The following is a 26,340-nucleotide window of genomic DNA, read 5'->3' on the forward strand; positions in this document are numbered from 1 at the left end:
TTTATAAGAATTGTCTTGCCATAGTTGCCGCAAAAAATTCCAATCTGCTAGCAAGATTAGAAATTTGCGGCAACTATTTATGTTTATTATTAAGCAACGCTTAATAATGTTAAATTATTTTTTTTCTTTAGGGCGTTTTGTTCCGTATTTAGAACGTGATTGTAAACGACCGTTTACACCAGCTGTATCAAGAGCTCCACGTACGATATGGTAACGAACACCCGCTAAGTCTTTTACGCGTCCGCCACGGATAAGAACAACACTGTGCTCTTGTAAGTTGTGGCCTTCACCTGGGATATAAGCTGTAACCTCGATTTGGTTAGTTAAACGTACACGAGCGTATTTACGTAACGCTGAGTTTGGTTTACGAGGTGTCATTGTACCCACACGAGTACAAACTCCGCGTTTTTGTGGAGATTTAACATCAGTTAAAGATTTTTTAAATGAGTTATATCCTTTGTTTAACGCTGGTGATTTTGATTTCGTGATTTTAGATTGACGAGGCTTACGTACTAATTGGTTAATTGTAGGCATCGATTTTTCCTCCCTTCATTTATTCCTTGTTAATACCACACATCCAGGTGGTTCATTTTTTGGGTAAAAACAAAGTCTTTGTGTTTAATACACAAAAACTACTCTACAGTAATCGCAACTACCGCAGCTCCAACATGGATTCCACAGGCCTTGCCCAGTTCCTTTTTGGACTCAACAAGAATAACTGGTATACCGATTTCTCTCGCGAAAGATATGGCCGAATCGGTTACCCAATTGTCTGCATCAAGTGCCACGAAAAGTTCTTTCACTGAACCAGCTTGCATTGCTTTTACTGCTTGCTTTGTACCTATGATTGTTTGACTATCCCTTACTCTATCATAAGACATTTTCATATCCTCCGAAGTACAGATAGTTAACTATCAACCTTCAATATATTATCATTACCAATTTCGGCTGTCAACTAATATCTTTAAAAAGCCCGAAGAGATGTTTAAAATACATCTCTTCGGCACTTATTTTAATGATTATTCAGCAGAAATTAGGTCTTCTGTGTCAAGCTCATCTTTTTCAATACGGATTTGACGGTAACGTTGCATACCAGTACCTGCAGGAACAAGTTTACCGATAATTACGTTTTCCTTCAGACCAAGAAGTTCATCACGTTTTCCTTTAATAGCAGCATCCGTTAACACACGAGTTGTTTCTTGGAATGATGCAGCGGATAAGAATGATTCTGTTTCAAGAGACGCTTTTGTAATACCTAGGATAACAGGACGACAAGTTGCAGGGTTTTTGCCATTTAGCACAGCATCTGCATTTGCTTCTGAGAATTGGTGAATATCTAGTAATGAGCCTGGTAATAATTCTGTATCACCAGCTTCGATTACACGAACTTTACGAAGCATTTGGCGAACCATTACCTCGATATGTTTGTCTCCAATTTCTACCCCTTGCATACGGTATACTTTTTGTACTTCTTTTAACAGGTATTCTTGAACTGTTGAAACGTCTTTAACTTTTAATAATTGTTTTGGATCAATAGAACCTTCTGTTAATACTTGACCACGTTCGACAAAGTCGCCTTCTTGTACTTTTAGACGAGCATTGTAAGGTGCTGCGTATTTACGTGTTTCTACTTCACCTTCAATTGTAATCTCTTTTAGACCTTCACGGATTTCAGTGATGTCTGAAACAGTACCTGCGATATCAGAAATAACTGATTGACCTTTAGGATTACGTGCTTCAAAAATCTCTTGGATACGTGGAAGACCTTGTGTAATATCATCCCCAGCAACCCCACCTGTATGGAATGTACGCATTGTTAATTGTGTACCTGGTTCACCGATTGATTGAGCCGCGATAATACCAACTGCTTCTCCAACTTCAACCTCTTCACCTGTTGCTAAGTTCATGCCGTAACATTTTTTACATACACCATGTTTTGTATTACATGTGAATGCTGAACGGATTGTTACTTCCTCGATACCAGCCTCGATCACCGCACGAGCGATATCTTGATCGATTAAGCCATCTTTTTCTAAGATAACTTCAGCTGTTTCTGGATGCATAATTGTTTTCTTCGTATGACGACCGATAATACGTTCATCTAACGCTTCAATTAACTCTGTGCCTTCCATTAACGCACCAATTGTTAAACCGCGGTCAGTTCCACAGTCATCCTCACGAACGATTACATCTTGTGCAACGTCAACAAGACGACGTGTTAAGTAACCTGAATCGGCAGTTTTTAGGGCTGTATCGGCTAGACCTTTACGAGCACCGTGAGTTGAGATGAAGTACTCTAATACCGTTAAACCTTCACGGAATGAAGATTTAATTGGAAGTTCGATGATACGACCAGCCGGGTTGGCCATCAGACCACGCATACCAGCTAACTGTGTAAAGTTAGATGCGTTACCACGGGCACCTGAGTCAGACATCATAAAGATTGGGTTTGTTTTCTCAAGCGACTTCATCAGCTTTGATTGAATTTCATCTTTCGCAGCACTCCAGCTTGAGATAACGCGATCATAACGCTCCTCTTCCGTGATGAAACCACGACGGAATTGCGCTTGAACTTTATCTACTTTTTCTTGAGCTACCGCTAAAATTTCACCTTTGTCTGGTAATACGACGATGTCAGATACACCTACAGTGATACCAGCACGTGTTGAATATTTGAATCCTAAGTTCTTCATACGGTCAAGCATTTTAGATGTTTCAGTGATGTGGAAACGTTTAAATACTTCAGCAATGATATTACCTAAGAATTTTTTGCGGAATGGGTTTACAACTGGTACTGACGCAAAGTATTTACGCAGTACAGCTGTGCGTTGTGCATCAACTTTACCTTTTTCATCAAGCCCATTATAAGTAGCATCTGCTTCAAGTTCTTTTAACGTTTCTTCATCAATTGTTAAATTAACAAAGTATTTGTCTGGTGTTTCTTGTTCTAAGTTGAATGCAGTTGGCTCATTAATGTATGGGAATGATTTAGGCAAGATTTCGTTAAAGATTACTTTACCAACAGTCGTTAATAGGAACATATTATTTTGTTCCTCAGTAAATGTTGGGTTATTTAACGAACTTGCTTTAATCGCAATACGAGTATGCAAATGAACATGACCTGTATCATATGCAATTAATACTTCGTTTGGTCCATAGAAAGTTGTTCCTTCGCCGCGAGCTGTTTCACGCTCAAGTGTTAAGTAGTAGTTACCTAATACCATATCTTGAGATGGTGTTACAACCGGTTTCCCGTCTTTCGGGTTCAGGATATTTTGTGCAGCAAGCATTAGAAGACGAGCTTCTGCTTGTGCTTCTGCTGATAATGGTACGTGAACCGCCATTTGGTCACCATCGAAGTCAGCGTTATAAGCTGTACATACTAATGGGTGAAGACGAATAGCACGACCCTCAACTAGTGTTGGTTCAAACGCTTGAATACCAAGACGGTGAAGCGTAGGTGCACGGTTTAGTAATACCGGGTGCTCACGAATTACATCTTCTAAAACGTCCCATACATCGTTGTTTAAACGCTCGATTTTACGTTTAGCAGATTTAATATTATGAGCAAGACCACGTTCTACTAACTCTTTCATTACGAAAGGCTTAAATAGCTCAATTGCCATTTCTTTCGGTAGACCGCATTGATACATTTTTAAGTTTGGACCTACTACGATAACCGAACGACCAGAGTAGTCAACACGTTTACCAAGTAAGTTTTGACGGAAACGACCTTGTTTACCTTTCAGCATATGTGAAAGTGATTTTAATGGACGGTTACCAGGACCTGTAACAGGACGACCACGACGACCGTTATCGATTAATGCATCAACAGCTTCTTGTAACATACGTTTTTCGTTTTGTACGATGATACTTGGAGCACCAAGGTCTAGTAAACGTTTTAAACGGTTATTACGGTTGATTACACGACGATATAAATCATTTAAGTCAGAAGTTGCAAAACGACCACCATCTAATTGCACCATTGGACGTAGCTCTGGCGGAATAACCGGTAGTACATCTAAAATCATCCATTCAGGAGAGTTACCTGAGTTACGGAATGATTCAACAACTTCAAGACGTTTGATTGCACGTGTACGACGTTGACCTTGTGCTGATTTCAACTCTTCTTTTAAAGAATGAGTTTCATCTTCAAGATCAATTTTGCCTAGCAATTTCTTAATTGCTTCCGCACCCATAGATGCTTCGAATGTGTTGCCGAATTTTTCACGATATGCACGGTACTCTTTTTCAGAAAGCAGTTGCTTACTTTCTAAATTTGTAGCACCTGGCTCGATGACAACGTAAGAAGCAAAGTAAATTACTTCTTCTAGTGCACGTGGGGACATATCTAAAATAAGTCCCATACGGCTAGGAATACCTTTGAAGTACCAGATATGAGATACTGGTGCTGCTAATTCGATGTGACCCATACGTTCACGACGAACTTTAGCGCGTGTTACTTCAACTCCACAACGATCACAAACTACGCCTTTATAGCGTACACGTTTATATTTACCACAATGACACTCCCAGTCCTTAGTTGGACCGAAAATACGCTCACAGAATAAACCATCTTTTTCTGGTTTTAAAGTACGATAGTTGATTGTTTCAGGTTTTTTGACTTCACCGTATGACCAAGAACGAATCTTGTCAGGAGAAGCTAAACCGATTTTCATATATTCAAATTCATTAACGTCTATCAAGGAGCCTACCTCCCTCTAGTATAGGTCTTTATAAAGACTCTTTTACGCAGCTCGATAATCGTTTGCAAGAATCATGTCTCTTTGGCAAAAGATTAAAAATAGAATGATTTATTGAAAGAAAAAGTCGGACAGGGCGTTAAATCCTGCCCGACTAATTTGAAAAATAACTTTGACCGTATTCACAAAGGTGTGAACTAACGTTTTCCATTATTCAAAAGACTCTACTGGCTCTTCTTCTTTTTCTTGCTGTGGTGCAATGTTAAGTGCGTCAGCTGGTTGAAGATCTTCTTCTTCGTCTAAGTCGCGAAGCTCTACCTCTTCATCATTAACTGTTAACATTTTCACATCCATACCAAGAGATTGAAGTTCTTTAATCAATACTTTGAATGATTCAGGAACGCCTGGCTCTGGTACACTTTCACCTTTAACGATTGCTTCGTATGTTTTCACACGACCAACAACGTCATCGGATTTAACTGTTAAGATTTCTTGAAGTGTGTAAGCAGCACCGTATGCTTCAAGTGCCCATACTTCCATCTCACCAAAGCGTTGTCCACCGAACTGTGCTTTACCACCAAGTGGCTGTTGAGTAACAAGTGAATAAGGACCAGTTGAACGTGCGTGAAGTTTATCATCGACCATGTGAGCAAGTTTGATCATGTACATGACACCAACTGATACACGGTTATCGAATGGTTCACCTGAACGTCCATCATACAGGATTGTTTTACCATCACGGTTCATGCCTGCTTCTTCCATTGTTTCCCAAACATCTTCCTCGTTGGCACCATCAAATACTGGAGTTGCCATATGAACGCCTAAGTAACGAGAAGCCATACCTAAGTGTAGCTCTAAAACTTGTCCGATGTTCATACGAGAAGGTACGCCAAGTGGGTTTAACATGATATCGACAGGAGTACCGTCTGGCATGAATGGCATATCCTCTTCCGGTAAGATACGAGAGATAACCCCTTTGTTACCGTGACGTCCGGCCATTTTGTCCCCTACGCGAATTTTACGTTTTTGAACAATGTAAGCACGAACTAATTGGTTAACACCCGGTGGTAATTCATCGCCATCTTCACGGTTAAATACTTTAACGTCAAGAATAATACCGCCAGCACCATGTGGTACACGTAATGAAGTATCACGAACTTCACGAGCTTTTTCACCGAAGATAGCATGTAATAAGCGTTCTTCAGCTGTTAATTCTGTAACCCCTTTAGGTGTTACTTTACCTACAAGAATGTCACCATCACGTACTTCTGCACCGATGCGGATAATACCGCGTTCATCTAAGTTACGAAGCGCATCTTCCCCAACGTTTGGAATATCACGAGTGATTTCTTCAGGTCCTAATTTTGTATCACGAGACTCTGATTCATATTCTTCAATATGAACAGATGTATAAACATCGTCTTTTACAAGGCGTTCGCTCATGATAACAGCATCCTCATAGTTAAAGCCGTTCCAAGTCATGAACGCAACAAGTACGTTACGACCAAGAGCAAGTTCACCATTTTCCATAGATGGACCATCTGCTAAAATGTCACGAGGTTTCACACGTTCGCCAACTTTTACAAGTGGACGTTGGTTGTATGAAGTACCTTGGTTAGAACGAATGAATTTTTGTAATTTATATTTTGTTAAATCGCCTTTTACCTCTTTACCGTCAACGACTTCAATGCGGCGAACATGGATAGAGCGAGCTTCAACGTGCTCAACAATACCATCATATTTCGCTACTACAGCCGCACCTGAGTCACGCGCATCAACATGTTCCATACCAGTACCAACGAATGGTGCTTCTGGGTTAAGAAGTGGAACTGCTTGACGTTGCATGTTGGCACCCATAAGTGCACGGTTCGAGTCATCATTCTCTAAGAACGGGATACATGCAGTCGCAGCTGACACTACTTGTTTGGGAGATACATCCATGTAGTCCATTTGCGATTTGTTAAATACTGTATTGTCCCCACGGAAACGACCTACTACTTCGTCTTTAGCAAATGTACCATCAGGATTTAATAGTGAGTTCGCTTGTGCTACATAGTAGTTATCTTCTTCATCTGCTGTTAAGTAATCAATTTGATCCGTTACTTGACCTGTTTCATGGTCAATACGACGATAAGGCGTTTCAATGAATCCAAATTTATTTACTTTGGCAAATGAAGATAAAGAGTTGATTAAACCAATGTTTGGACCCTCTGGTGTCTCGATTGGACACATACGACCATAGTGAGAATAGTGAACGTCACGTACTTCGAAACCAGCACGCTCACGTGTTAAACCACCAGGTCCTAATGCAGATAGACGACGCTTATGCGTTAACTCTGCCAATGGGTTTGTTTGGTCCATGAATTGTGATAATTGAGAGCTACCAAAGAACTCTTTAATTGACGCAATCACCGGACGAATATTAATTAATTGCTGTGGTACGATCGCAGCTGTGTCGTTAATAGACATACGCTCACGCACTACACGTTCCATACGGGATAAACCGATACGGAATTGGTTTTGTAAAAGCTCACCAACAGAGCGTAGACGACGGTTACCTAAGTGGTCGATATCATCTGTTGCCCCTACTTGGTAAAGTAAGTTGAAGAAATAACCTACTGAAGATAATACGTCAGCCGGCGTAATATTCTTTACTTCTTCATCGATGTACGCATTACCAATAATATTGATTTCTTTTTGCGCTTCATCTTTTGGTGCATAAACTTTAATAGACTGGATTGTTACATCGTCTTCAAGTACCCCGCCAACTTGTGATAAAGTGCGGTAACCGATTCCTTTTGATGAATCTTCTAAATACGGTAAGATTTTATCTAAAGTACGACGATCAAGAACTGTACCCTTCTCTACTAAAATTTCGCCTGTTTCTGGGTCTACAAGCGTTTCAGCAATCGTTTGGTTAAATAAACGATTTTTGATATGAAGCTTTTTATTCATTTTGTAGCGACCAACATTCGCTAAATCATAGCGTTTTGCATCGAAGAAACGAGAGTATAATAAACTCTTCGCACTTTCAACTGTTGGTGGCTCACCTGGACGTAAACGTTCATAGATTTCTAAAAGTGCTTTTTCAGTACTTTCAGAGTTATCCTTTTCTAACGTATTACGTAAAAATTCGTTATCACCGATAATATCGATAATTTCTTGGTCTGAACCGAAGCCTAATGCACGAAGTAACACTGTTACTGGTAGCTTACGAGTACGATCAATACGCACGTATACTACATCTTTCGCGTCAGTTTCATATTCTAACCATGCACCACGGTTCGGAATAACTGTCGCTCCGAAACCTTTCTTACCGTTTTTATCAGTTTTATCATGGAAATACACACTTGGTGAACGAACTAATTGTGAAACGATAACACGTTCAGCACCATTGATAATGAACGTACCTGTCTCTGTCATTAATGGGAAGTCACCCATGAAGACATCCTGTTCTTTCACTTCGTCTGTTTCTTTGTTGTAAAGACGTACTTTCACACGTAATGGAGCTGCGTAAGTAACATCTCGCTCTTTACACTCATCAACATCATACTTAGGATCTCCTAATGAATAATCGATGAATTCTAATGAAAGATTGCCTGTAAAGTCCTCGATCGGCGAAATGTCACGGAACATTTCACGTAAACCTTCTTCAAGGAACCACTCGTAAGACGCCGTTTGAATCTCAATCAGATTTGGAAGCTCAAGCACCTCGTTAATACGCGCAAAGCTTCTACGCTGGCGGTGTTGTCCATACTGAACTAGTTGACCTGTCAACTCATTCACCCCTCAATAAAGCGATATTAGGTCTTTGCAAAATCATACAAATAGTGTATGATTTCGAAAGACAAAAAGAAAACGAGTCTTCAAAAAGATCTCATTTTCGGTTAACTAAACTTATCTTGGCAAGTATACCCACATTATAACAATCATATTCAAAAAGGGCATACGACCTCAAAATAATATTTTTGCATTGTATCATGTTATCATAGCCGATTTGTCAAGTCAATAATTTATGCATATTTCACTTATTTTTTCGCGCGTACTATCCAGTACCCTTTTTTCTTCTCTACAACATCGACTTCAGAAAATTTTTCTTCTAAGTAACTTACGGTTGATGGCGCACCCTGCTTCTTCTGTATTACTACCCACAGCTCACCAGATGACACTAACTTATCATAAGCTCCATCGTAAAAGCGGAAAATTGTTTCCTTTCCTGCGCGAATTGGAGGATTGGTTAAAATAGCTGCGGCGTTTACATTATTGTCAACCATCGATAGTCCGTCACTCACAAATATCCGTACATTTTGAACACCGTTTACTTGCGCATTTTTTTGCGAGAGTGCAACAGCACGTTCATTGATATCCATCATAAGAACGGTACGGTCTGGGTTTGTTTTGGCAATCGATAATCCGATTGGTCCGTACCCACACCCCACATCAAAAATCGCACCATCAATATCAGGCATTTGAAAAGCATCTATTAAAACACGGGATCCAAAATCTACTTCGCTTTTACTAAATACACCTGCATCCGTTTCAAAGGAAAACGTATGCCCTAACAACTTAAATGTCCAGTGACGAGGTTTACTCTCGGTTTGAGGCTTACTCGTATAATAGTGATCTGACATTTCCACGCCTCCTCAGAATGAAGAAAAAAGCTCGCCACAATGACGAGCTTTCCTTTTGTTTAAAAGTAATACGAGATTACTTAACTTCTACAGATGCGCCAACTTCTTCAAGTTTAGCTTTGATTTGTTCAGCTTCATCTTTAGAAACGCCTTCTTTAAGAGCTTTAGGAGCGTTATCTACTACTTCTTTAGCTTCTTTAAGACCTAAACCAGTGATTTCACGAACCACTTTGATTACTTTGATTTTTTCAGCACCAGCAGATGCTAATACTACGTCAAACTCAGTTTTTTCTTCAGCAGCGCCAGCAGCAGCACCTACTACTGCTACAGGAGCAGCAGCTGTTACACCGAATTCTTCTTCGATAGCTTTTACTAAATCGTTTAATTCAAGAACTGTCATAGCTTTGATAGCTTCTAAGATTTGCTCTTTATTCATTATAATTTCCTCCTAATTGGATAATGTTTTATTGTTGCGGTCAGGCCGCGGAAGTTATAGTGCGTATATTACGCGCCTTGTTCTTCTTTTTGTTCTGCAACAGCTTTTGTTGCAAGTGCGAAGTTGCGCACTGGAGCTTGAAGTACAGATAAAAGCATAGAAAGAAGACCTTCGCGTGATGGAAGTTCTGCAAGTGCTTTAACATCTTCAACAGATGAGATTGTACCTTCAATAATACCCGCTTTAATTTCTAAAGCTTCGTTTTTCTTAGCGAACTCGTTGATGATTTTAGCAGGAGCTACAACATCTTCATTTGAGAACGCAATTGCGTTAGGACCAACTAATACGTCATTGATTCCTTCAAGACCAACAGCTTCAGTAGCACGACGTGTTAAAGTGTTTTTGTAAACTTTGAACTCAACGCCAGCTTCACGAAGTTGTTTACGAAGTTCAGTTACTTGCGCAACGTTAAGACCACGGTAATCCACAACTACTACAGAAGCAGCATTTTGGAATTTCTCAGTAATCTCTTGAACTTGTGCTTGTTTGTTTTCGATAACTTTGCTCATGATGACACCTCCTATTAGAATGGGTCATTTATACCGACAAAAGAAAAGCCTCTGGGTCAAATAGACACAGAGGCTGAAAGTCATCATCTTTAAAATAAGATTCCGAATTCCGCTGTCCTCGGTAGGATCATTAAGTGACAAGTCACTCCTACTGTCTACGGTACAAATGGATGATTCACAACAGCAACCATCTTATCATAGATAGACAGCGCCGTCAACAAATTTACATAAAAACTTAAATTATTTTACTACTACGCTTGAAGCGTCAACTTTAAGAGCTGGACCCATTGTAGTTGTAACGTTTACAGATTTCATGTAAGTACCTTTAGCTGCAGCAGGTTTTGCTTTTTGCACTACATCAAATACAGTTAAGAAGTTTTCTACTAATTTTTCTGTAGAGAAAGAAACTTTACCGATAGGAGCGTGGATGATACCAGCTTTATCAGCACGGTATTCTACTTTACCAGCTTTAATTTCTGCGATAGCTTTTGTTACATCGAAAGTAACTGTACCAGTTTTAGGGTTTGGCATTAAACCTTTAGGTCCTAATACGCGACCAAGTTTACCAACTTCACCCATCATGTCAGGAGTTGCAACGATTACATCGAAATCAAACCAACCTTGTTGGATTTTTTGGATGTATTCTGCATCGCCTACATAGTCAGCACCAGCAGCTTCAGCTTCTTTAAGTTTTTCACCTTTAGCGAATACTAATACGCGTTGAGTTTTACCAGTACCGTTTGGTAACACTACTGCACCACGGATTTGTTGGTCGTTTTTACGAGTATCGATTCCTAAACGGAAAGCAACTTCTACAGTAGCGTCGAAGTTCACTGTGCTAGTTTTTTGAGCAAGTTCGATTGCTTCTTGAGCGCCGTATAATGCGTTACGGTCGATTAATTTTGCTGCATCTTGCAGTTTTTTACCTTTTTTAGCCATTATATAATTCCTCCTTGATTGTGGTTATAGCGGATTTTACCTCCCACGAATAAAGGTTGCGCGTTCACAAAGAAACTCCGCAACCTTCCAAAAAACAAATACATCATCAAGTAATGGGATTAGTCTTCGATAACAATACCCATGCTTCGTGCAGTACCTTCAACCATTAACATTGCAGCTTCTACTGAAGCAGCGTTAAGGTCTGGCATTTTAGTTTCAGCGATTTCGCGAACTTTATCACGTTTAACCGTTGCCACTTTTTTACGATTTGGTTCACCAGATCCAGATTGGATACCAGCTGCTACTTTAAGTAGTACTGCTGCAGGTGGAGTTTTTGTAATGAAAGTGAATGAACGGTCTTCGAATACTGAAATTTCAACTGGAATGATAAGACCAGCTTGATCTGCAGTACGCGCGTTGAATTCTTTACAGAATCCCATGATGTTCACACCTGCTTGACCTAATGCAGGACCAACCGGTGGAGCTGGGTTTGCTTTACCAGCAGGGATTTGAAGTTTAACAACTTTAATAACTTTTTTAGCCACGAGACACACCTCCTTAAGTCCGTGATGTGGTAATTGGGTTGCCCCTCCCACTCAATATCTGTCTGTCAGCTAATTGCCGATAACATTAAAATTATCATTGTAGACGTCAAACCAAAGTATGACAATCTGACCTAGAAATGATACCACTTTTAATTTTTTTAAGCAAGTAGTAATTAACAAAATCTGCGACATACGTCTTAGACATATGTACTTTAGTTACTAGAACTACATTTTTTGTATTTGCTCAAAATCTAGTTCCATAATCGTTTCGCGACCAAACATATCGACAGAAACTTTCACTTTTCCTTTTTCAGTGTCAATTTCTTCAACACGTCCTTGGAAGTGAGCAAAAGGCCCTTCTAATACTTCTACTGCTTCTCCAACAGAAATATCAATCTCGACAATTTTGTCAGTCATTCCCATTTGTTGAAGTAGACGATCCGCTTCTTCAGGTAATAAAGGTGTCGGTTTTGCACCACCACCAGATGAACCGATAAAGCCAGTTACACCTGGCGTATTACGTACAACATACCATGAATCATCTGTCATAATTAGCTCTACTAAAACATAACCAGGGAAAACTTTACGCATCATAGTACGCTTTTTCCCATCCTTCATTTCTGTTTCTTCATGTTCAGGTACAATAACACGGAAAATCTTATCCTGCATACCCATTGTTTCTACACGTTTCTCTAGGTTTGCTTTTACGCGGTTTTCATACCCTGAATACGTATGAACAACATACCAATTTTTCTCCATAACTACTAGGACTCCTCGTCCGTCCCTCCCTTACAAATAAGAGTGAAAATGATTCACGATATGCTAAGTGCATTCTTTACTCTTTTCACAAACTGTTCATTAGAAAAACATAGCTTTCGCTAACAGCTAGCGAAAGCCTGATGATATATACCAAATCTAGCATAGTCATCTATTGCTACCCTCATACTATCCCTAGTAGCATACTTATCAAATTGAGAATATTTTATTGCTGTTCACTTCTTCAATTTCGCCTTGGCGTAAATGTAGCTGACGCTTCGCTTTCGCGCGGATAAACAATGCGTCCGGATTTTGAATTGTGCACAGGCCTACAGGATGCAGGTCAGTTAGCCGTTTCGTAAGACGCGAAGACTTTAGGCTAACATCCTTATATTCATTCCTTTAAAAATCCGTGACATCCGCCGGAGTTTTATCTTCAACGAAGATAAAACAAACGAAAAAACCCGTTTATTGTAATGACGGGCTATTTCAGAAGTATTAACATGCTATTTACTAAATTATAACTCTAAGTACCAGCGGAATAATGATGAAATACCTAAGTCTACTAACACAAAAAATAAAGCCATAATTACAACAGTTGAAATTACAACGACTGTATATTTCGTCAGTTCTTTACTTTTTGGCCAGCTTGTTTTGCGCATTTCCGACATTACATTGCTGAAAAAGCCTTTAATCTTGCCCATTCTAGCCTAACCTCCGAATCAATCATATCTGTCTATTTACAAATTATTTTATAGCGTTTGTTTATGCACTGTATGTTCATTGCAATGCGAGCAAAATTTCTTTAATTCGAGGCGTACAGTTGTATCTTCCTTAGCTGGAAACGTATAATTTCTCGATCCGCATTTTTCGCAATTTAGAACGACTTTTTTTGCCATATAATCACCTTTTCGGCACTTTGTCTTTTCAAGACTAACACCTATATTTGTCAATGTCAACAAAGGCATATAACCGCTAAGACATTTCTTCAAGAACTAAATGTCGCTCTAATTTACGCTTTACACGTTGCAAAGCATTGTCAATAGACTTCACATGACGATTTAATTTCTCAGAAATTTCATGATAAGATTGTCCATCTAAGTAAAGCGCTAACACTTGTAGCTCTAATTCACTTAAAATCTCACCCATCTTTTCTTCTAAGTAGCCAAACTCTTCTCTATGAATCATTAATTCTTCCGGATCATCCATAATAGCACCGGTTAACACATCCATTAATGTACGGTCTGACTCTTCATCAAAAATAGGCTTGTCCAAAGAAACATAAGAATTTAGTGGTATATGCTTTTGTCTTGTAGCTGTTTTAATAGCCGTAATAATTTGTCTTGTAATACATAATTCAGCAAAAGCTCGAAAAGAAGCCAGCTTATCTCCTTTAAAATCACGAATGGCTTTATATAAACCAATCATGCCCTCTTGCACAATGTCTTCTTTGTCTGCACCAATTAAAAAATAAGATCTAGCCTTCGCTCTCACTAACAAGCGGTATTTCGTAATTAAATAATCCAACGCATCTGTATTACCTTGATGCACCATTTCAATAAGTTCTTCATCATTGAATCGTTCAAAATCTTGTGTCACTTGTACAATACTATTTTTAAACATGGTATCACCTCAGCCACAACAGATAATTAGGAACAGTATAACGGAATTGGAAAATATGAGTCAATCAATCATTTCAAACCACGTCGCCATTTTTCGAAGGCCAAAGCAACATCAGGCTTTAGCGCTATGCGAGAAGGCGGCTTGCTATCCTGTTTTTGTTTCACATCATGAGAAATTTTATGCTGGATAATACCCATCTCAATTTCTAGCTCTCTTGCCGATTTTCGGAGAGCACCATTACCAAAAATAACATTTTGCTCTGCCATATCAGAAGTTGCTACGTGAATTTGTACATTTCTAGCTTTTAGTTCGTGTGTCATTTTTTCAATACGTTCATCTGCTGTTTCGTTTTTCCGTGTATAAATGACTTCGACATCATTTTCTAAATAAGTTTGCTCCACACCCAATACAAGATGTGCGTCAAAAACTATAATTACGCGCCACCCTATAGCTGCCTTATACTCAGCCATTAGCTCAATTAATCTCCTACGGGCATCTTCAAAATTAGTATCACGTAATGGTCGTAGCTCTTTCCAAGCTCCTATCATATTATAGCCGTCAACAAGCAAAATGTTGTTCATCGTCAATCATTCGCTTCTTGACGTTTACGATACACTTCGTACATTAAAAGTGCAGCAGCTACTGATGCATTTAGTGATGTGACATGCCCAATCATCGGTAAATGATATAAAAAGTCACACTTCTCTTTTAATAAGCGGCCCATCCCTTTACCTTCACTACCAATTATAATCGCAAGTGGCAATGTTGCATCCATTTTACGATAATCTGCAGAACCTTTTGCATCTGTACCCGCAATCCATACCCCTCGCTCTTTCAGCTCATCTACCGTTTGCGCTAGGTTATTAACACGCACGACAGGTACATGCTCAATTGCTCCCGTTGATGCCTTTGCCACTACAGCTGTCAAACTCACAGAACGGCGCTTTGGAATAATAATACCATGCGCACCTATCGCATCAGCAGTTCGCATAATAGAGCCTAGATTATGCGGGTCCTCTAGCTCATCTAAAATTAAGAAGAATGGATCTTCTTGTTTTTTTGCCGCTGCAGCAAATAAATCCTCTAGCTCTGCATATCTATATGCTGCAACAGAGGCAACTATTCCTTGGTGATTGGCATCTGATAATTGATCCACCTTTTTTTTCGGGACAAATTGAACGATGATGCCACGTTCTCGTGCTAAATCTAGAAGTTCATTAACCCCTGATTTTTTCACACCTTCTGCAATCCATACTTTATTCATATCGCGGCCTGAACGAAGTGCTTCTAACACTGGGTTTTTACCGGCAATAATTTCACCATTTTGCTCTACCATTAATTCGACACTCCTTTTGATTCCTCGATAATTTGAATAGCGTATGCAATGATTGCATAAACGCGTTCTAATTCATTTAATAAATACAAACTACCAAGCACAGCCTCAAAGCCTGAGCTATTACGGTATGTTTGAACATCTGTATTTTTGGGCACAGAGCCGGATTTGGCATTGCGTCCACGACGGAACACAGCCAACTCCTCCTCTGTTAAAAAGCCTTCATCCATCATTCGATGTACAATCATAGATTGTGCTTTCGCTGATACGTAACGTGTTGCTTCTCTATGAAGTGTATTAGGTTTGACACGGCCAGCACGTAGTAAATGCTCTCGTATCTTTTGTTCTAAAACTGCGTCTCCCATATAGGCTAACGCTAATGCATTCAATTGCTTAACATCTTCGTTGCGGAGTTTATCCAAGTTACTTACCCTCGTTTCCATCTAGTTCCTTGTCGCGTATCTTCTAAAATGATACCTTGCGCTTGCAAATGGTCACGAATTTCATCCGAACGAGCAAAATCACGATTTTTACGTGCATCTACACGTTCCTGTAACAGTGCTTCAATTTCTTCGTCTAATAGCTCTTCTTCTTTTGCAAATTCAATACCTAAGACGTCACCTAACACCTCAAAAGTTTCAGTAAAACTTACTAATACTTTTTCATCAGTATTCGTTTCATTTAGATAAATATTTGCGATACGCGCTAATTCGAATAATACAGAAATAGCATTGGCTGTATTAAAGTCATCATTCATCGCTTCTTCAAAGTGAGCTTTTTGTTCAGCAATTTTTCCAAGCCATTCTGCTGAGTGATCACCTAGGCTCGCTGTTGCTGTTAAACGGTGCTTCACATTGTTGTAGGCAGTACGAATTCGTTCTAACCCATTTGCGGCTGCATCTACTAAATCCTTCGCAAAGTTAATCGGATGACGATAATGCACAGAAAGCATAAAGAAGCGTAAAACTTGTGGGTCGATTTGTTTACGAATATCATTAACGAGTATAAAATTACCAAGGGATTTGGACATTTTTTCATTATCAATATTAATATACCCATTGTGCATCCAATAACGCGCAAATGTTTTATCATTATGAGCTTCAGATTGTGCAATTTCATTTTCATGATGCGGGAATGTTAAATCTTGCCCACCAGCATGAATATCAATAGTATCTCCTAAATGCTCACGTGCCATTACGGAGCACTCAATATGCCAACCCGGACGTCCTTTGCCCCAAGGACTTTCCCAGTAAATTTCACCTGGCTTTACAGCTTTCCATAGAGCGAAATCTAACGCATCATCTTTTTTCTCTCCTGCTTCTATACGAGCACCAATTTTTAAATCATCCACCGATTGGTGAGATAATTTACCGTAACCATTAAATTTACGAGTTCGGTAATAGACATCACCAGCTGACTCATAAGCATAGCCCTTATCGACTAAAACTTGAATGAATTGAATGATATCATCCATATGCTCTGTTACACGCGGATGTACATCTGCTTTCTTGCAACCTAGCGCTGAAACATCTTCAAAATATGCAGCAATAAAGCGCTCCGTTAATTCATGAACTTCTTCTCCAAGTTCATTTGCAGCCTTAATAATTTTGTCGTCCACATCTGTGAAATTTGAAACAAATTTCACATCATAGCCTTTGTATTGGAAATAACGACGCACTGTATCGTAGACAATTACAGGACGTGAATTCCCAATATGAATGTAGTTATAAACTGTCGGACCGCAAACGTACATTTTTACTTTGCCTTCTTCCAACGGCACGAAAGTTTCCTTTTGTCGTGTTAATGAGTTGAAAATTTGAATACTCATTGTGTTTCTCTCTCCTTTTGTAAGCGTTCGATTTCCTGATTCAATGTTGCAATCTGCTTCTCGAAAGCTTGACAACGTTCTTCTACAGGGTCAGGTATATTTTGGTGGTCTAGTTTTTTCTCTAGACGAACTCCATCCTTAATCACTATTTTACCAGGAATACCGACAACTGTAGCATTTGGCGGAACTTCTTTTAAGACAACTGAGCCTGCACCAATTTTACTATTTTCGCCAATTGTAATAGAACCTAAAACCTTTGCACCTGTCGCAACTAGTACATTATCCTCTAATGTCGGATGGCGTTTCCCTTTTTCTTTTCCTGTACCACCTAAAGTTACACCTTGATACAACGTTACATTATCACCAATCTCACATGTTTCACCAATTACAACGCCCATCCCATGGTCAATAAAGAAACGTCGACCGATTTTCGCTCCAGGATGAATTTCAATTCCAGTAAAGAAGCGACTAATTTGTGAAATGGCACGGGCTATAAAATAAAAACGCTTTTTAAAGAACCAATGGGCAACTCGATGTGACCAAGTAGCGTGCAAACCTGAGTATGTTAGTATAACTTCGAATACACTACGCGCCGCTGGATCATTCTCAAAAATTGTTTCTACATCTTCCTTCATTCTTTTAAACACAAAAGCTCCCCCTTTTCATTTTGTTCTGCTTTAATTTCACACAACCTACTTGCATCCCTGGCCATTGAAATACTATAGCTGACGTTGATTTCACCGCAGAGTTAATGAAGTAGAATCCGGCGCATCCATCACTTCAGGTTACATGTTCAGAAAATAAAAAAGCGCCCCTATCATCCCAAAAAGGAATGACAGAGACGCTAAATTTGCGCGGTTCCACTCTGATTGAAGGCGTATGCCTTCCACTCTGGACGTTCTGTAACGGGAACGAATCGATAAAGCCTACTAGTTGTTCAGCTTTATGCTCAAAGGTGCATTTCAGTTTTGCCTAGACTCAGACCACTTTCAGCCGGTGATGGTCCTCTCTTTGGAGCATGCGCCACTTACTTCTCCTTATCAACGCTTTCTCAATGTAAATACATTTTACAACGAACTAATAAATTGTCAATCAATTTCTACTTATTGTGCAAATTTTTCTACACGGTCAATTGTTTTCTGTTTGCCAATTAAGCAAATCGCGTTAGGAAGTTCTGGACCATGCGTTTCACCCGTCGTCACGACGCGAATTGGCATAAATAGATTTTTACCTTTGTGACCTGTTTCTTTTTGAACAGCTTTAATAGCCGCTTTAACAGCATCTGGAGTAAATTCTTCTAAACCTTCAAGCTGTGCTTTAAATGCAGCCATTACCTCAGGTACTTGCTCACCTGCTAAAACTGCTTTTGCTTCTTCATCATATTCAATATGATCATTAAAGAATAGGCGAGATAGCTCTACAATTTCAGCACCAAAGCTCATTTGATCATGATAAAGTGCGATTAAATCTGTAGCCCATGCACATTCTTCTTCTGTTAACTCTTCTGGTAATAAACCAGCTTTTTGTAAGTGCGGTAAAGATAATGCCACTACTTTTTCTAAAGATAATTTTTTAATGTATTGGTTATTCATCCAAGTAAGCTTTTGTTTATCAAACATAGATGGTGATTTCGAAAGACGTTTTTCATCAAAGATTTTAATAAATTCTTCTTTTGAGAAAATCTCTTCTTCCCCTTCAGGAGACCAGCCAAGTAATGCGAAGAAGTTGAACATCGCTTCAGGTAGGTAGCCTAAATCTTTATATTGTGTGACGAATTGAATAATAGATTCATCACGTTTTGATAATTTTTTGCGGTTTTCATTGATGATTAATGTCATATGACCAAAGCGCGGATATTCCCAGCCGAATGCATCAAAAATCATCATTTGTTTTGGTGTATTCGATAAATGCTCTTCACCACGGAATACATGTGAAATTTCCATAAAGTGATCATCTAGCACTACCGCGTAGTTATATGTTGGGATACCGTTTGCTTTAACAAGAACCCAGTCACCAATATCTTTTGACTCAAATGCTACTTGTCCACGTACTAAATCTTCAAATTCATATGTTACATTTTCAGGTACGCGCATACGAATTGTATATGGTTCACCAGCAGCTTCTTTAGCAGCAACTTCCTCTGCTGATAAATGACGACAAGTGCCATCATAAGTTGGAGCTGCAACACCTCGTGCTTTTTGTTCTTCACGAGATGCTTCTAATTTCTCAGAAGAACAGAAGCATTTGTAAGCTAAACCTTTCTCTAATAGCTTTTCAGCGTGCTCTTTATAAATATCAAGACGCTCCATTTGGCGATAAGGTGCATATGGTCCACCGATATCGATCGACTCATCATACTCAATACCTAACCATTTTAAATTATCTAGCTGAGATGCTTCTCCGCCCTCTACATTACGCTCAATATCTGTATCCTCAATACGTACGATGAATTTACCGTTATGATGTTTTGCATATAAATAGTTAAATAACGCTGTACGCGCTCCACCGATATGTAAGAAACCAGTAGGGGATGGCGCGTAACGAACACGAACTTCTTTCGCCATAATTAAAAGCCTCCTAAATTTTCGATCAAAAAATTGACTTTGTTCATTTTACCACTCTGTTACAGGAAATAAAAGCGCTGAAAGCCTGCTTTTATTTCTTAATCAATAGGATTGTCGCCATCGCAGCAATCCCTTCCTCGCGTCCTGTAAAACCTAAACGCTCAGTTGTTGTTGCTTTAACATTCACTTGAGAAGGCTCTGCATGAAGTAATTCAGCAATACGATTTTGCATTTGTTGAATATATGGCGCCATTTTCGGACGTTGTGCCATAATCGTACAATCCACATTCCCTAGAACATAGCCCTTATCCTCAACAATTTTCCAAATATACTCTAATAATTTCGCTGAATCAGCATCCTTGAATGCGGGATCTGTATCTGGGAAATGACGACCGATATCTCCCTCACCAATAGCCCCTAACGCTGCATCAGTTACAGTGTGTAATAAAACATCTGCGTCAGAATGTCCTACTAACCCTTTTTCATGAGGAATTGTTATACCACCAATAATTAAAGGACGTCCTTCTTCAAATGCATGCACGTCAAATCCTTGTCCCACTCGAAACATATGATTTTGAAACTGTCTAATAAGATAAATAAAACAGAAAAATCCACTAACTGAAGTTCATTCACTTCAAAAAATATGCAGACTTAAAAAGCTCTATTCAGCTTATAAGGCAGTCTCATTCACCTTCCTTCACTTATATATTTACTCTATATTATACCCTCACATTTTAACATATTTCCTAGGAAATGAGTGTCTCGGCAAAGTTATAATATTTGGCTCTCTTTCTTCTCTCATTTTTTTGATATGCTTACATTAATAAAATATTAAAAGGCCGTGTTGAAATGAACATTAATACTTTTGAAAAGCAGTTTAAAAAAGTAATTGTACAACGTGGGTACAATTATTATATGAATAATCATGTCATTGATATTATGCAAATTGACACTAACAACTGGCGGGCAGAAGTTGAAGGAACTGAATCGTATACTGTAGATGTCGCCTTCAACTCAAAAGGTGATATTACATACGCGAATTGCGGCTGCCCTTACGATGATGATTGCAAGCATATTGCCGCTGTGCTATACGCGATCAAGGAACAGTTTAACAATCCTCCTGTATCAGTATCTAGATCATCTAAAGCAAAAAAATCAACATTACAGCAATTGCTAACAACACAAACAAAAGAAAATTTAATAAGCCTAATTCTAACAGTTGGGAAGAACTCCCCTAATTTTTTGCAAGAATTAGAAATCCGGCTAATGGAGCCAACAGATATAGTAAAGGCCGCTAAAAAAATGATTGTCCAGCACCTGAAATCGGGGCAAGAGGGGCGAAGCGGTTTTATCCCTCGCCATCGGGCATCGAAAGCACTAAAAGGTGTCTACGCAACACTTCAGCACGCTGAGGAACATATCGACAAAGAGGATAATATTACAGCTATCGAGCTAAGTTTTCTGTGCCTCCAATATGCATTAGAGGCACTACAATATGGGGATGATTCCGATGGTCATTTCGGTGATGCCATTAAGGAAAGTCTTGAATTAATTAGTCAAGCGATTGAAGAAGGGGCAAACTTTTGGTCACAAGAGCAGTATGAAACAGTATATGAACTTGTTATTCAAAAAGCCATGCGACACGAGTTAGATGACTGGGTAGAATGTCGAATTCATATTCTCAACGCCTGTGTTTTTCTTTGTTTGTATGATGGGATTGAGGAACAGTTTAAAACCCTTATTCATTCAATGGAAAGTACATCAGATGATTGGAATGCACAATATTTAAACAAAGAGTTAAAACAGGTTGAGCTTCACTTATTACAAAATAAATACAGTAGTAAGGAAGTAGAGGCATTTTTGGAAAAGCATATCGAGGACTACCATATGCGTGAACAAATAGTTCAATCTGCCATTAATCGCGGTAAATATGGAAAAGTATTACAATTGACAACAGATGGGATCCAGCAAGATCAACAACTCCCTGGCATTGTGAGCATGTGGAAACGTTATGCCTTTATAGCTCATCAGCATTTAGGGCATACCGAAGAAATGCGCGAAATAGCTTTAGAGCTATTGCAAAAGGGTGAATATGATTTTTACAAGGAGTTCAAAGCTCTTCACTCTACTGAACAATGGCCAGAGGTTCTAGAAGAATTATTAAATAGCCTTACCAATTCGAACTTATATGCAAGGCTTATTGTAGAGGAACAGCAATCTAAACGTATTCTAGACTATTGCAAAGAATACCCAACACGAATAGAGCACTATTATCAATTCATTAAAGAGCAGTACTATGAAGAAGTTTGTGCACTTTTCATTGACGCCATCACCATAGATGCTCAATCTTCCGCTAATCGAAAAAATTATAAAGATGTCTGTCGTTCAATCAATGTTATGCGTATGGCTGGCTATACCGTAGAAGCTGAACAGTTGATTACTGATTTACTGCAAACTTACCCAAAACGCCCTGCTTTTATAGAGGAATTAAAGATTATTATGAAATAGTGGATTTCCCTTGCAAAAAGAGTTGCTTAACAGCTTTACATTTTGAGGAATTGAGGCATTTAAGAACATCGCTAAAAGAAGTTAATATAAAATCCCGTAAGAAGTTATAGTGCTACTTCTTTACGGGATATTGTATAGCCGCTTAGCCGCTACCATTTTAATTTACCTAATGTCTCTCGCTTCAACTACTCTTATACAAAGCACGTTTACGCAATATCGCTTCACCGAAAACTAAATCCTCTTGCGTCGTCATCTTTACATTCTCGTAGCTACTTTCTACAATATGCACCTCATGGCCGAGACGTTCAACAAGCATTGCTTCATCGGTACCAAGAAAGCCCACCTTCTCAGCGACATCCTCTGCCTCTACAATCAAATCAAATTGAAATGCTTGTGGAGTTTGAATCATCCATAAGCTTTCTCGATCAATCGTCTCTTCAATAACACCATCACGTACTTTTTTCATCGTATCCTTCGCACGAACTCCCGCAATCGCAGCGCCAAATTCATGCGCACTTTGTACAAGATTCGCAATAATGTCATGCGTAATAAATGGACGCGCAGCATCATGCACAAGCACAATATCGACCTGCTTCATTTCTTTCATGCACGAATGGACAGAGTACTGTCGCTCTGCACCACCATCAGGTAAACCTTTAACTTTAGTAATCCCATATCTCTCTAGCATTTCTTGAATAAATACACGCTCTTCTGGCTTCACAGCAAGCCAAATACCAGTACACTGGCTATCCTGTTCAAATACCTCCAGCGTGTGTATGAGGATCGGTTTTTCTAAAAGATTTAAAAATAACTTATTTTGCCCTGCACCCATTCGCTTTCCGCTTCCCGCAGCAGGCAACACTACTTCATAATGCACATTTCCCACTTCCTAGTCATCCTTTGGTTTAGCAAAAATCATACGACCTGCCGATGTTTGAAGAACACTTGTTACGGTTACTGTAATTGCCTGTCCTATATAGCTACGTCCACCTTCAACAACGATCATTGTGCCGTCATCTAAATAGGCAACCCCTTGATTATGCTCTTTGCCATCTTTAATGACCATCACTTGCATATCCTCACCCGGAATAACGACAGGCTTTACTGCATTTGCTAAATCATTGATGTTCAGCACTTTAACGTGGTGGAGCTCACAAACTTTGTTCAAGTTAAAGTCGTTCGTCACAATTTGTGTATCGTGCCCCATTTTCTTTGCAAGGCGTACTAGTTTTAAGTCAACCTCTTGCACATCTTCAAAGTCCTCTTCAGAAATCTGTACCTTTGTCATACGTTCATCTTGTAATTTCTTCAAAATATCTAAGCCACGACGACCTCTTGTACGCTTTAATGTATCCGAAGAATCAGCAATATGCTGAAGCTCAGTAAGGACAAATTGAGGTACAACTAGAGTACCTTCTATAAAGCCTGTTTCAGAAATATCTGCAATACGACCATCAATAATAACACTAGTATCTAACAGTTTATAGCTGCCTCGTACTTCTTGAGGCTCTACACCTTCCGTTAATTTTTTCTTCGCATTATTACCACGTAACGTAAATAGTTGGATTAATTCATCTCGCTTTTTAAAGCCTACACGGAACCCTAAATAGCCAAGCACAAATGACAGTATAATTGGTAAAACCTTTGTAAATTTCGGTAAATCAATACTATCAATTGCAAACCCTAAGAAATAAGCAACGATTAGCCCGATAATAAGTCCCAGTGTACCAAATAATAAATCTCCAACAGGTACTTTAAATAGCACCTCTTCCATCCAACTAATAAGCCTTACGAAATAATCTGAAAAGGCAAACGATAGTGTAAACAGTAAAAGCGCTCCTAAAGCTACTGATACGTAGGGATTATCAAGCCAAGGATTAGATGATAAATGAAGCAATTCGTATAATGGCGGTAAGAAAACAAGGCCTAATGCTCCTCCAATCAGTAAAAAAGCAATTTGAACAAATTTTTTCATAAACTGTCACCTCCCATTTTTAATATATAATTATACATAGTTTACTGTAGAAAATCTTTTATGAACCCATCAAGTATCATTAAAATCTCTGCTTTTGATCGATCATTTCGATTCTAATGAAAGAGGAGAATCAATTATTGAAATCCTTCACACTCAACTTAGAAATTCTTTAGCATCTGCTGGACATTAAAGAAGCCTTTTCACAGACGTTATCTTAGACGCCGTTTCCCCTCTCAGAGTTTCCTACCTTCTATCTATGAATTACAAAAGCTTGCAAATCAATTATGCCGAGGCATAATTGCGTCCGGAATCGGCTTTGTGCATGCACAAAGAATTCCTTGCCGATTTCCATGACATCCGCCAGGGGCTTTAGGCCGACACGATGTCGGTCACTCAGGCGTTTTCACAGGATGTGAAGGTCTTAGCCTGAGTTCCTCTATTTCAGCGGGTGTTTGTACACCCGCTGAAATAAATTAAAAGTGCATGTCAGAACATTGTCCAACATGCACAAGCTTCTTTATAGCTCTCTAAAGCAAGCAGTCAATGCATCCTTTATCGTTTCCACACCAACTATCTCAATACCTTGTGGGAAATCCCATCCACCGATATTCGAAGCCGGTATGAAGGCCCGTTTAAATCCAAGCTTTGCTGCTTCAATCACACGTTGTTCAATACGAGATACACGACGCACCTCGCCTGTCAAACCTACTTCCCCAATAAAGCAGTCCGTTGCTCTGACAGCTTGGTCCTTAAAACTTGAAACGATGCTTGTTAACACCGCTAAATCAATTGCAGGCTCATCAAGCTTCACGCCGCCAGCAACTTTAATATATGCATCCTGAGCCTGTAGCATGAGGCCCATTCTCTTTTCAAGAACAGCCATAAGCAGTTGTACACGGTTTTGATCGACACCTGTTGCCATTCGTTTCGGGTAATTAAAGCTTGTTGGTGTTATAAGTGACTGAATTTCAACTAGAATTGGCCGTGTACCTTCCATTGAGGCTACGATTGTTGACCCTGCCGCCCCCTGTGAACGCTCCTGTAAGAACAACTCAGATGGGTTTAACACTTCCTTTAAGCCCCCCTGGAGCATTTCAAAGATAGCAATTTCATTCGTAGAGCCAAAACGGTTTTTTTGGCTGCGTAAAATACGGTGATTATGATGTCGTTCTCCTTCAAAATACAATACCGTATCAACCATATGCTCCAAAATACGTGGCCCTGCAATTTGTCCCTCTTTTGTTACATGTCCAACTAAAAAAATGGCAATTCCCTTTGTTTTTGCAATTCGCATAAGTTCTGCTGTACATTCACGCACTTGTGATACACTACCAGGTGCACTCGTTACTTCCGGATGAAAAACAGTTTGAATAGAATCGACAATAACAAACTTTGGCTGCACATCGTCAATGGTCTGATTTAAAAACTCTAAATTCGTCTCAGAATATATATACAGCTCCTGCGATACCACCCCTAAACGTTCTGCACGTAGCTTTGTTTGACGTATGGATTCCTCACCAGAAATATAGAGCACACGATGCCCTTTATTCGATAGCAATGCCGATACTTGTAATAACAACGTCGACTTCCCAATCCCAGGATCTCCCCCAATTAACACAAGAGAACCCGGCACGATGCCTCCACCTAACACTCGGTTAAGCTCACCCATTTCTGTTGCAACTCGTGATTCTTCAGCAGCTTCAATCTGCATAATAGGGAGAGCCTTTTGTGTAACTGTAGCAGAATGTTGGAATGCCCCACGTGGCCCTTTCGCGACGACCTCCACCTCTTCAACCATCTTATTCCATTCTCCACACCCTGGACATCTTCCCATCCATTTTGCGGATTCATAGCCACAGCTTGAGCATACAAATTTTGTTTTTTTCTTTGCCAAATTGCATCCACCTCGAATATTTGTTCTTATATTTAT

At 39.3% G+C, this 26,340-nt stretch carries 24 protein-coding genes and 2 other annotated features; of the genes, 1 reads left to right on the top strand and 23 read right to left on the bottom strand.

Features of this window, described 5'->3' with window-relative positions; all coding sequences use genetic code 11:
• Positions 1-114: 114 nt before the first annotated feature.
• From rpsL to ispF, 20 genes are all read right to left on the bottom strand, one after another.
• Complete coding sequence (rpsL, locus tag ACYQ73_RS18495) at positions 115-534, bottom strand: 30S ribosomal protein S12 (RefSeq protein WP_010860613.1); 420 nt, start codon at positions 532-534, stop codon at positions 115-117.
• A 98-nt stretch (positions 535-632) separates the two neighbouring features.
• Positions 633-881, bottom strand: a complete 249-nt coding sequence (locus tag ACYQ73_RS18500; protein ID WP_142509905.1) for a ribosomal L7Ae/L30e/S12e/Gadd45 family protein — start codon at positions 879-881, stop codon at positions 633-635.
• Between the two features lie 138 nt (positions 882-1,019).
• A complete protein-coding gene (gene rpoC / locus ACYQ73_RS18505) occupies positions 1,020-4,706 on the bottom strand; it encodes a DNA-directed RNA polymerase subunit beta' (RefSeq protein WP_460013811.1) in 3,687 nt (1,228 codons plus the stop codon).
• A 207-nt stretch (positions 4,707-4,913) separates the two neighbouring features.
• A complete protein-coding gene (rpoB, locus tag ACYQ73_RS18510; protein ID WP_460013812.1) occupies positions 4,914-8,489 on the bottom strand; it encodes a DNA-directed RNA polymerase subunit beta in 3,576 nt (1,191 codons plus the stop codon).
• 242 nt (positions 8,490-8,731) lie between these two features.
• Entirely contained in the window at positions 8,732-9,334 is a 603-nt protein-coding gene (locus tag ACYQ73_RS18515) for a class I SAM-dependent methyltransferase (RefSeq protein WP_142509908.1), read from the bottom strand.
• 76 nt (positions 9,335-9,410) lie between these two features.
• Positions 9,411-9,770: a 50S ribosomal protein L7/L12 gene (gene rplL / locus ACYQ73_RS18520; RefSeq protein ID WP_132362671.1), complete on the bottom strand. Its 360-nt coding sequence runs from the start codon at positions 9,768-9,770 to the stop codon at positions 9,411-9,413.
• Between the two features lie 68 nt (positions 9,771-9,838).
• Positions 9,839-10,339, bottom strand: a complete 501-nt coding sequence (rplJ, locus tag ACYQ73_RS18525; RefSeq protein WP_134022296.1) for a 50S ribosomal protein L10 — start codon at positions 10,337-10,339, stop codon at positions 9,839-9,841.
• Positions 10,340-10,371: 32 nt separating this feature from the next.
• Positions 10,372-10,518 (bottom strand) — a sequence feature (ribosomal protein L10 leader region).
• A 61-nt stretch (positions 10,519-10,579) separates the two neighbouring features.
• A complete protein-coding gene (gene rplA, locus ACYQ73_RS18530) occupies positions 10,580-11,278 on the bottom strand; it encodes a 50S ribosomal protein L1 (RefSeq protein WP_400726404.1) in 699 nt (232 codons plus the stop codon).
• Positions 11,279-11,397: 119 nt separating this feature from the next.
• Positions 11,398-11,823 carry a 50S ribosomal protein L11 gene (rplK, locus tag ACYQ73_RS18535; protein ID WP_004233593.1) on the bottom strand — a complete coding sequence of 142 codons (426 nt, stop codon included), beginning with the start codon at positions 11,821-11,823 and terminating at the stop codon, positions 11,398-11,400.
• Between the two features lie 225 nt (positions 11,824-12,048).
• On the bottom strand, positions 12,049-12,582 hold the full coding sequence (gene nusG / locus ACYQ73_RS18540; RefSeq protein WP_049662801.1) for a transcription termination/antitermination protein NusG: 534 nt from the start codon (positions 12,580-12,582) through the stop codon (positions 12,049-12,051).
• A gap of 515 nt (positions 12,583-13,097) precedes the next feature.
• Positions 13,098-13,283 carry a preprotein translocase subunit SecE gene (secE, locus tag ACYQ73_RS18545; RefSeq protein ID WP_053596042.1) on the bottom strand — a complete coding sequence of 62 codons (186 nt, stop codon included), beginning with the start codon at positions 13,281-13,283 and terminating at the stop codon, positions 13,098-13,100.
• Positions 13,284-13,331: 48 nt separating this feature from the next.
• Positions 13,332-13,478 (bottom strand): 50S ribosomal protein L33, encoded by a 147-nt coding sequence (gene rpmG, locus ACYQ73_RS18550; protein WP_132362667.1) that lies wholly within the window; start codon positions 13,476-13,478, stop codon positions 13,332-13,334.
• Positions 13,479-13,554: 76 nt separating this feature from the next.
• Positions 13,555-14,202, bottom strand: coding sequence for an RNA polymerase sporulation sigma factor SigH (sigH, locus tag ACYQ73_RS18555; protein WP_049662792.1), 648 nt, complete (start codon positions 14,200-14,202; stop codon positions 13,555-13,557).
• 68 nt (positions 14,203-14,270) lie between these two features.
• The gene (locus ACYQ73_RS18560) at positions 14,271-14,783 is read right to left on the bottom strand and encodes an NYN domain-containing protein (RefSeq protein WP_460013813.1); all 513 of its coding nucleotides are present in this window, start codon (positions 14,781-14,783) and stop codon (positions 14,271-14,273) included.
• A 2-nt stretch (positions 14,784-14,785) separates the two neighbouring features.
• On the bottom strand, positions 14,786-15,538 hold the full coding sequence (gene rlmB, locus ACYQ73_RS18565; RefSeq protein WP_460013814.1) for a 23S rRNA (guanosine(2251)-2'-O)-methyltransferase RlmB: 753 nt from the start codon (positions 15,536-15,538) through the stop codon (positions 14,786-14,788).
• Positions 15,538-15,957, bottom strand: a complete 420-nt coding sequence (locus ACYQ73_RS18570) for a Mini-ribonuclease 3 (protein WP_053482829.1) — start codon at positions 15,955-15,957, stop codon at positions 15,538-15,540. Before ACYQ73_RS18570 ends, rlmB begins: the two co-directional genes overlap by 1 nt.
• A 5-nt stretch (positions 15,958-15,962) precedes the next feature.
• Complete coding sequence (cysS, locus tag ACYQ73_RS18575; RefSeq protein ID WP_460013815.1) at positions 15,963-17,363, bottom strand: cysteine--tRNA ligase; 1,401 nt, start codon at positions 17,361-17,363, stop codon at positions 15,963-15,965.
• Positions 17,360-18,010 (bottom strand): serine O-acetyltransferase EpsC, encoded by a 651-nt coding sequence (epsC, locus tag ACYQ73_RS18580; protein WP_460013816.1) that lies wholly within the window; start codon positions 18,008-18,010, stop codon positions 17,360-17,362. The genes cysS and epsC overlap by 4 nt, the downstream gene beginning before the upstream one ends.
• A gap of 187 nt (positions 18,011-18,197) precedes the next feature.
• Positions 18,198-18,416, bottom strand: a binding site (T-box leader).
• A gap of 50 nt (positions 18,417-18,466) precedes the next feature.
• Positions 18,467-19,927: a glutamate--tRNA ligase gene (gltX, locus tag ACYQ73_RS18585; RefSeq protein ID WP_460013817.1), complete on the bottom strand. Its 1,461-nt coding sequence runs from the start codon at positions 19,925-19,927 to the stop codon at positions 18,467-18,469.
• A 91-nt stretch (positions 19,928-20,018) separates the two neighbouring features.
• Positions 20,019-20,495 carry a 2-C-methyl-D-erythritol 2,4-cyclodiphosphate synthase gene (gene ispF, locus ACYQ73_RS18590; RefSeq protein ID WP_460013818.1) on the bottom strand — a complete coding sequence of 159 codons (477 nt, stop codon included), beginning with the start codon at positions 20,493-20,495 and terminating at the stop codon, positions 20,019-20,021.
• Between the two features lie 281 nt (positions 20,496-20,776).
• Between ispF and ACYQ73_RS18595 the strand changes: the two genes are divergently transcribed.
• Complete coding sequence (locus ACYQ73_RS18595) at positions 20,777-22,435, top strand: SWIM zinc finger family protein (protein ID WP_460013819.1); 1,659 nt, start codon at positions 20,777-20,779, stop codon at positions 22,433-22,435.
• Positions 22,436-22,616: 181 nt separating this feature from the next.
• Here the strand turns inward: ACYQ73_RS18595 and ispD are convergent, their stop codons facing one another.
• The 3 genes from ispD to radA all read right to left on the bottom strand — a co-directional run bounded on the left by ispD (position 22,617) and on the right by radA (position 26,304).
• Positions 22,617-23,312, bottom strand: a complete 696-nt coding sequence (gene ispD, locus ACYQ73_RS18600) for a 2-C-methyl-D-erythritol 4-phosphate cytidylyltransferase (protein ID WP_460013820.1) — start codon at positions 23,310-23,312, stop codon at positions 22,617-22,619.
• A gap of 12 nt (positions 23,313-23,324) precedes the next feature.
• Positions 23,325-24,410 (bottom strand): PIN domain-containing protein, encoded by a 1,086-nt coding sequence (locus tag ACYQ73_RS18605; protein WP_460013821.1) that lies wholly within the window; start codon positions 24,408-24,410, stop codon positions 23,325-23,327.
• A 517-nt stretch (positions 24,411-24,927) separates the two neighbouring features.
• On the bottom strand, positions 24,928-26,304 hold the full coding sequence (gene radA, locus ACYQ73_RS18610; RefSeq protein WP_460013822.1) for a DNA repair protein RadA: 1,377 nt from the start codon (positions 26,302-26,304) through the stop codon (positions 24,928-24,930).
• Between the last annotated feature and the right edge of the window lie 36 nt (positions 26,305-26,340).

The sequence above is a fragment of the Lysinibacillus sp. CTST325 genome (assembly GCF_054665055.1).

Excerpts from the sequence above, each read along its gene's own strand:
- rpsL (WP_010860613.1), bottom strand. The coding sequence starts at position 534 with ATGCCTACAATTAACCAATTAGTACGTAAGCCTCGTCAATCTAAAATC.
- ACYQ73_RS18500 (WP_142509905.1), bottom strand. The coding sequence starts at position 881 with ATGTCTTATGATAGAGTAAGGGATAGTCAAACAATCATAGGTACAAAG.
- ACYQ73_RS18515 (WP_142509908.1), bottom strand. The coding sequence starts at position 9,334 with ATGTCAGATCACTATTATACGAGTAAGCCTCAAACCGAGAGTAAACCT.
- rplL (WP_132362671.1), bottom strand. The coding sequence starts at position 9,770 with ATGAATAAAGAGCAAATCTTAGAAGCTATCAAAGCTATGACAGTTCTT.
- rplJ (WP_134022296.1), bottom strand. The coding sequence starts at position 10,339 with ATGAGCAAAGTTATCGAAAACAAACAAGCACAAGTTCAAGAGATTACT.
- rplA (WP_400726404.1), bottom strand. The coding sequence starts at position 11,278 with ATGGCTAAAAAAGGTAAAAAACTGCAAGATGCAGCAAAATTAATCGAC.
- nusG (WP_049662801.1), bottom strand. The coding sequence starts at position 12,582 with ATGGAGAAAAATTGGTATGTTGTTCATACGTATTCAGGGTATGAAAAC.
- secE (WP_053596042.1), bottom strand. The coding sequence starts at position 13,283 with ATGGGCAAGATTAAAGGCTTTTTCAGCAATGTAATGTCGGAAATGCGC.
- rpmG (WP_132362667.1), bottom strand. The coding sequence starts at position 13,478 with ATGGCAAAAAAAGTCGTTCTAAATTGCGAAAAATGCGGATCGAGAAAT.
- sigH (WP_049662792.1), bottom strand. The coding sequence starts at position 14,202 with ATGTTTAAAAATAGTATTGTACAAGTGACACAAGATTTTGAACGATTC.
- ACYQ73_RS18560 (WP_460013813.1), bottom strand. The coding sequence starts at position 14,783 with ATGAACAACATTTTGCTTGTTGACGGCTATAATATGATAGGAGCTTGG.
- rlmB (WP_460013814.1), bottom strand. The coding sequence starts at position 15,538 with ATGGTAGAGCAAAATGGTGAAATTATTGCCGGTAAAAACCCAGTGTTA.
- cysS (WP_460013815.1), bottom strand. The coding sequence starts at position 17,363 with ATGAGTATTCAAATTTTCAACTCATTAACACGACAAAAGGAAACTTTC.
- gltX (WP_460013817.1), bottom strand. The coding sequence starts at position 19,927 with ATGGCGAAAGAAGTTCGTGTTCGTTACGCGCCATCCCCTACTGGTTTC.
- ispF (WP_460013818.1), bottom strand. The coding sequence starts at position 20,495 with ATGTTTCGAGTGGGACAAGGATTTGACGTGCATGCATTTGAAGAAGGA.
- ACYQ73_RS18595 (WP_460013819.1), top strand. The coding sequence starts at position 20,777 with ATGAACATTAATACTTTTGAAAAGCAGTTTAAAAAAGTAATTGTACAA.
- ACYQ73_RS18605 (WP_460013821.1), bottom strand. The coding sequence starts at position 24,410 with ATGAAAAAATTTGTTCAAATTGCTTTTTTACTGATTGGAGGAGCATTA.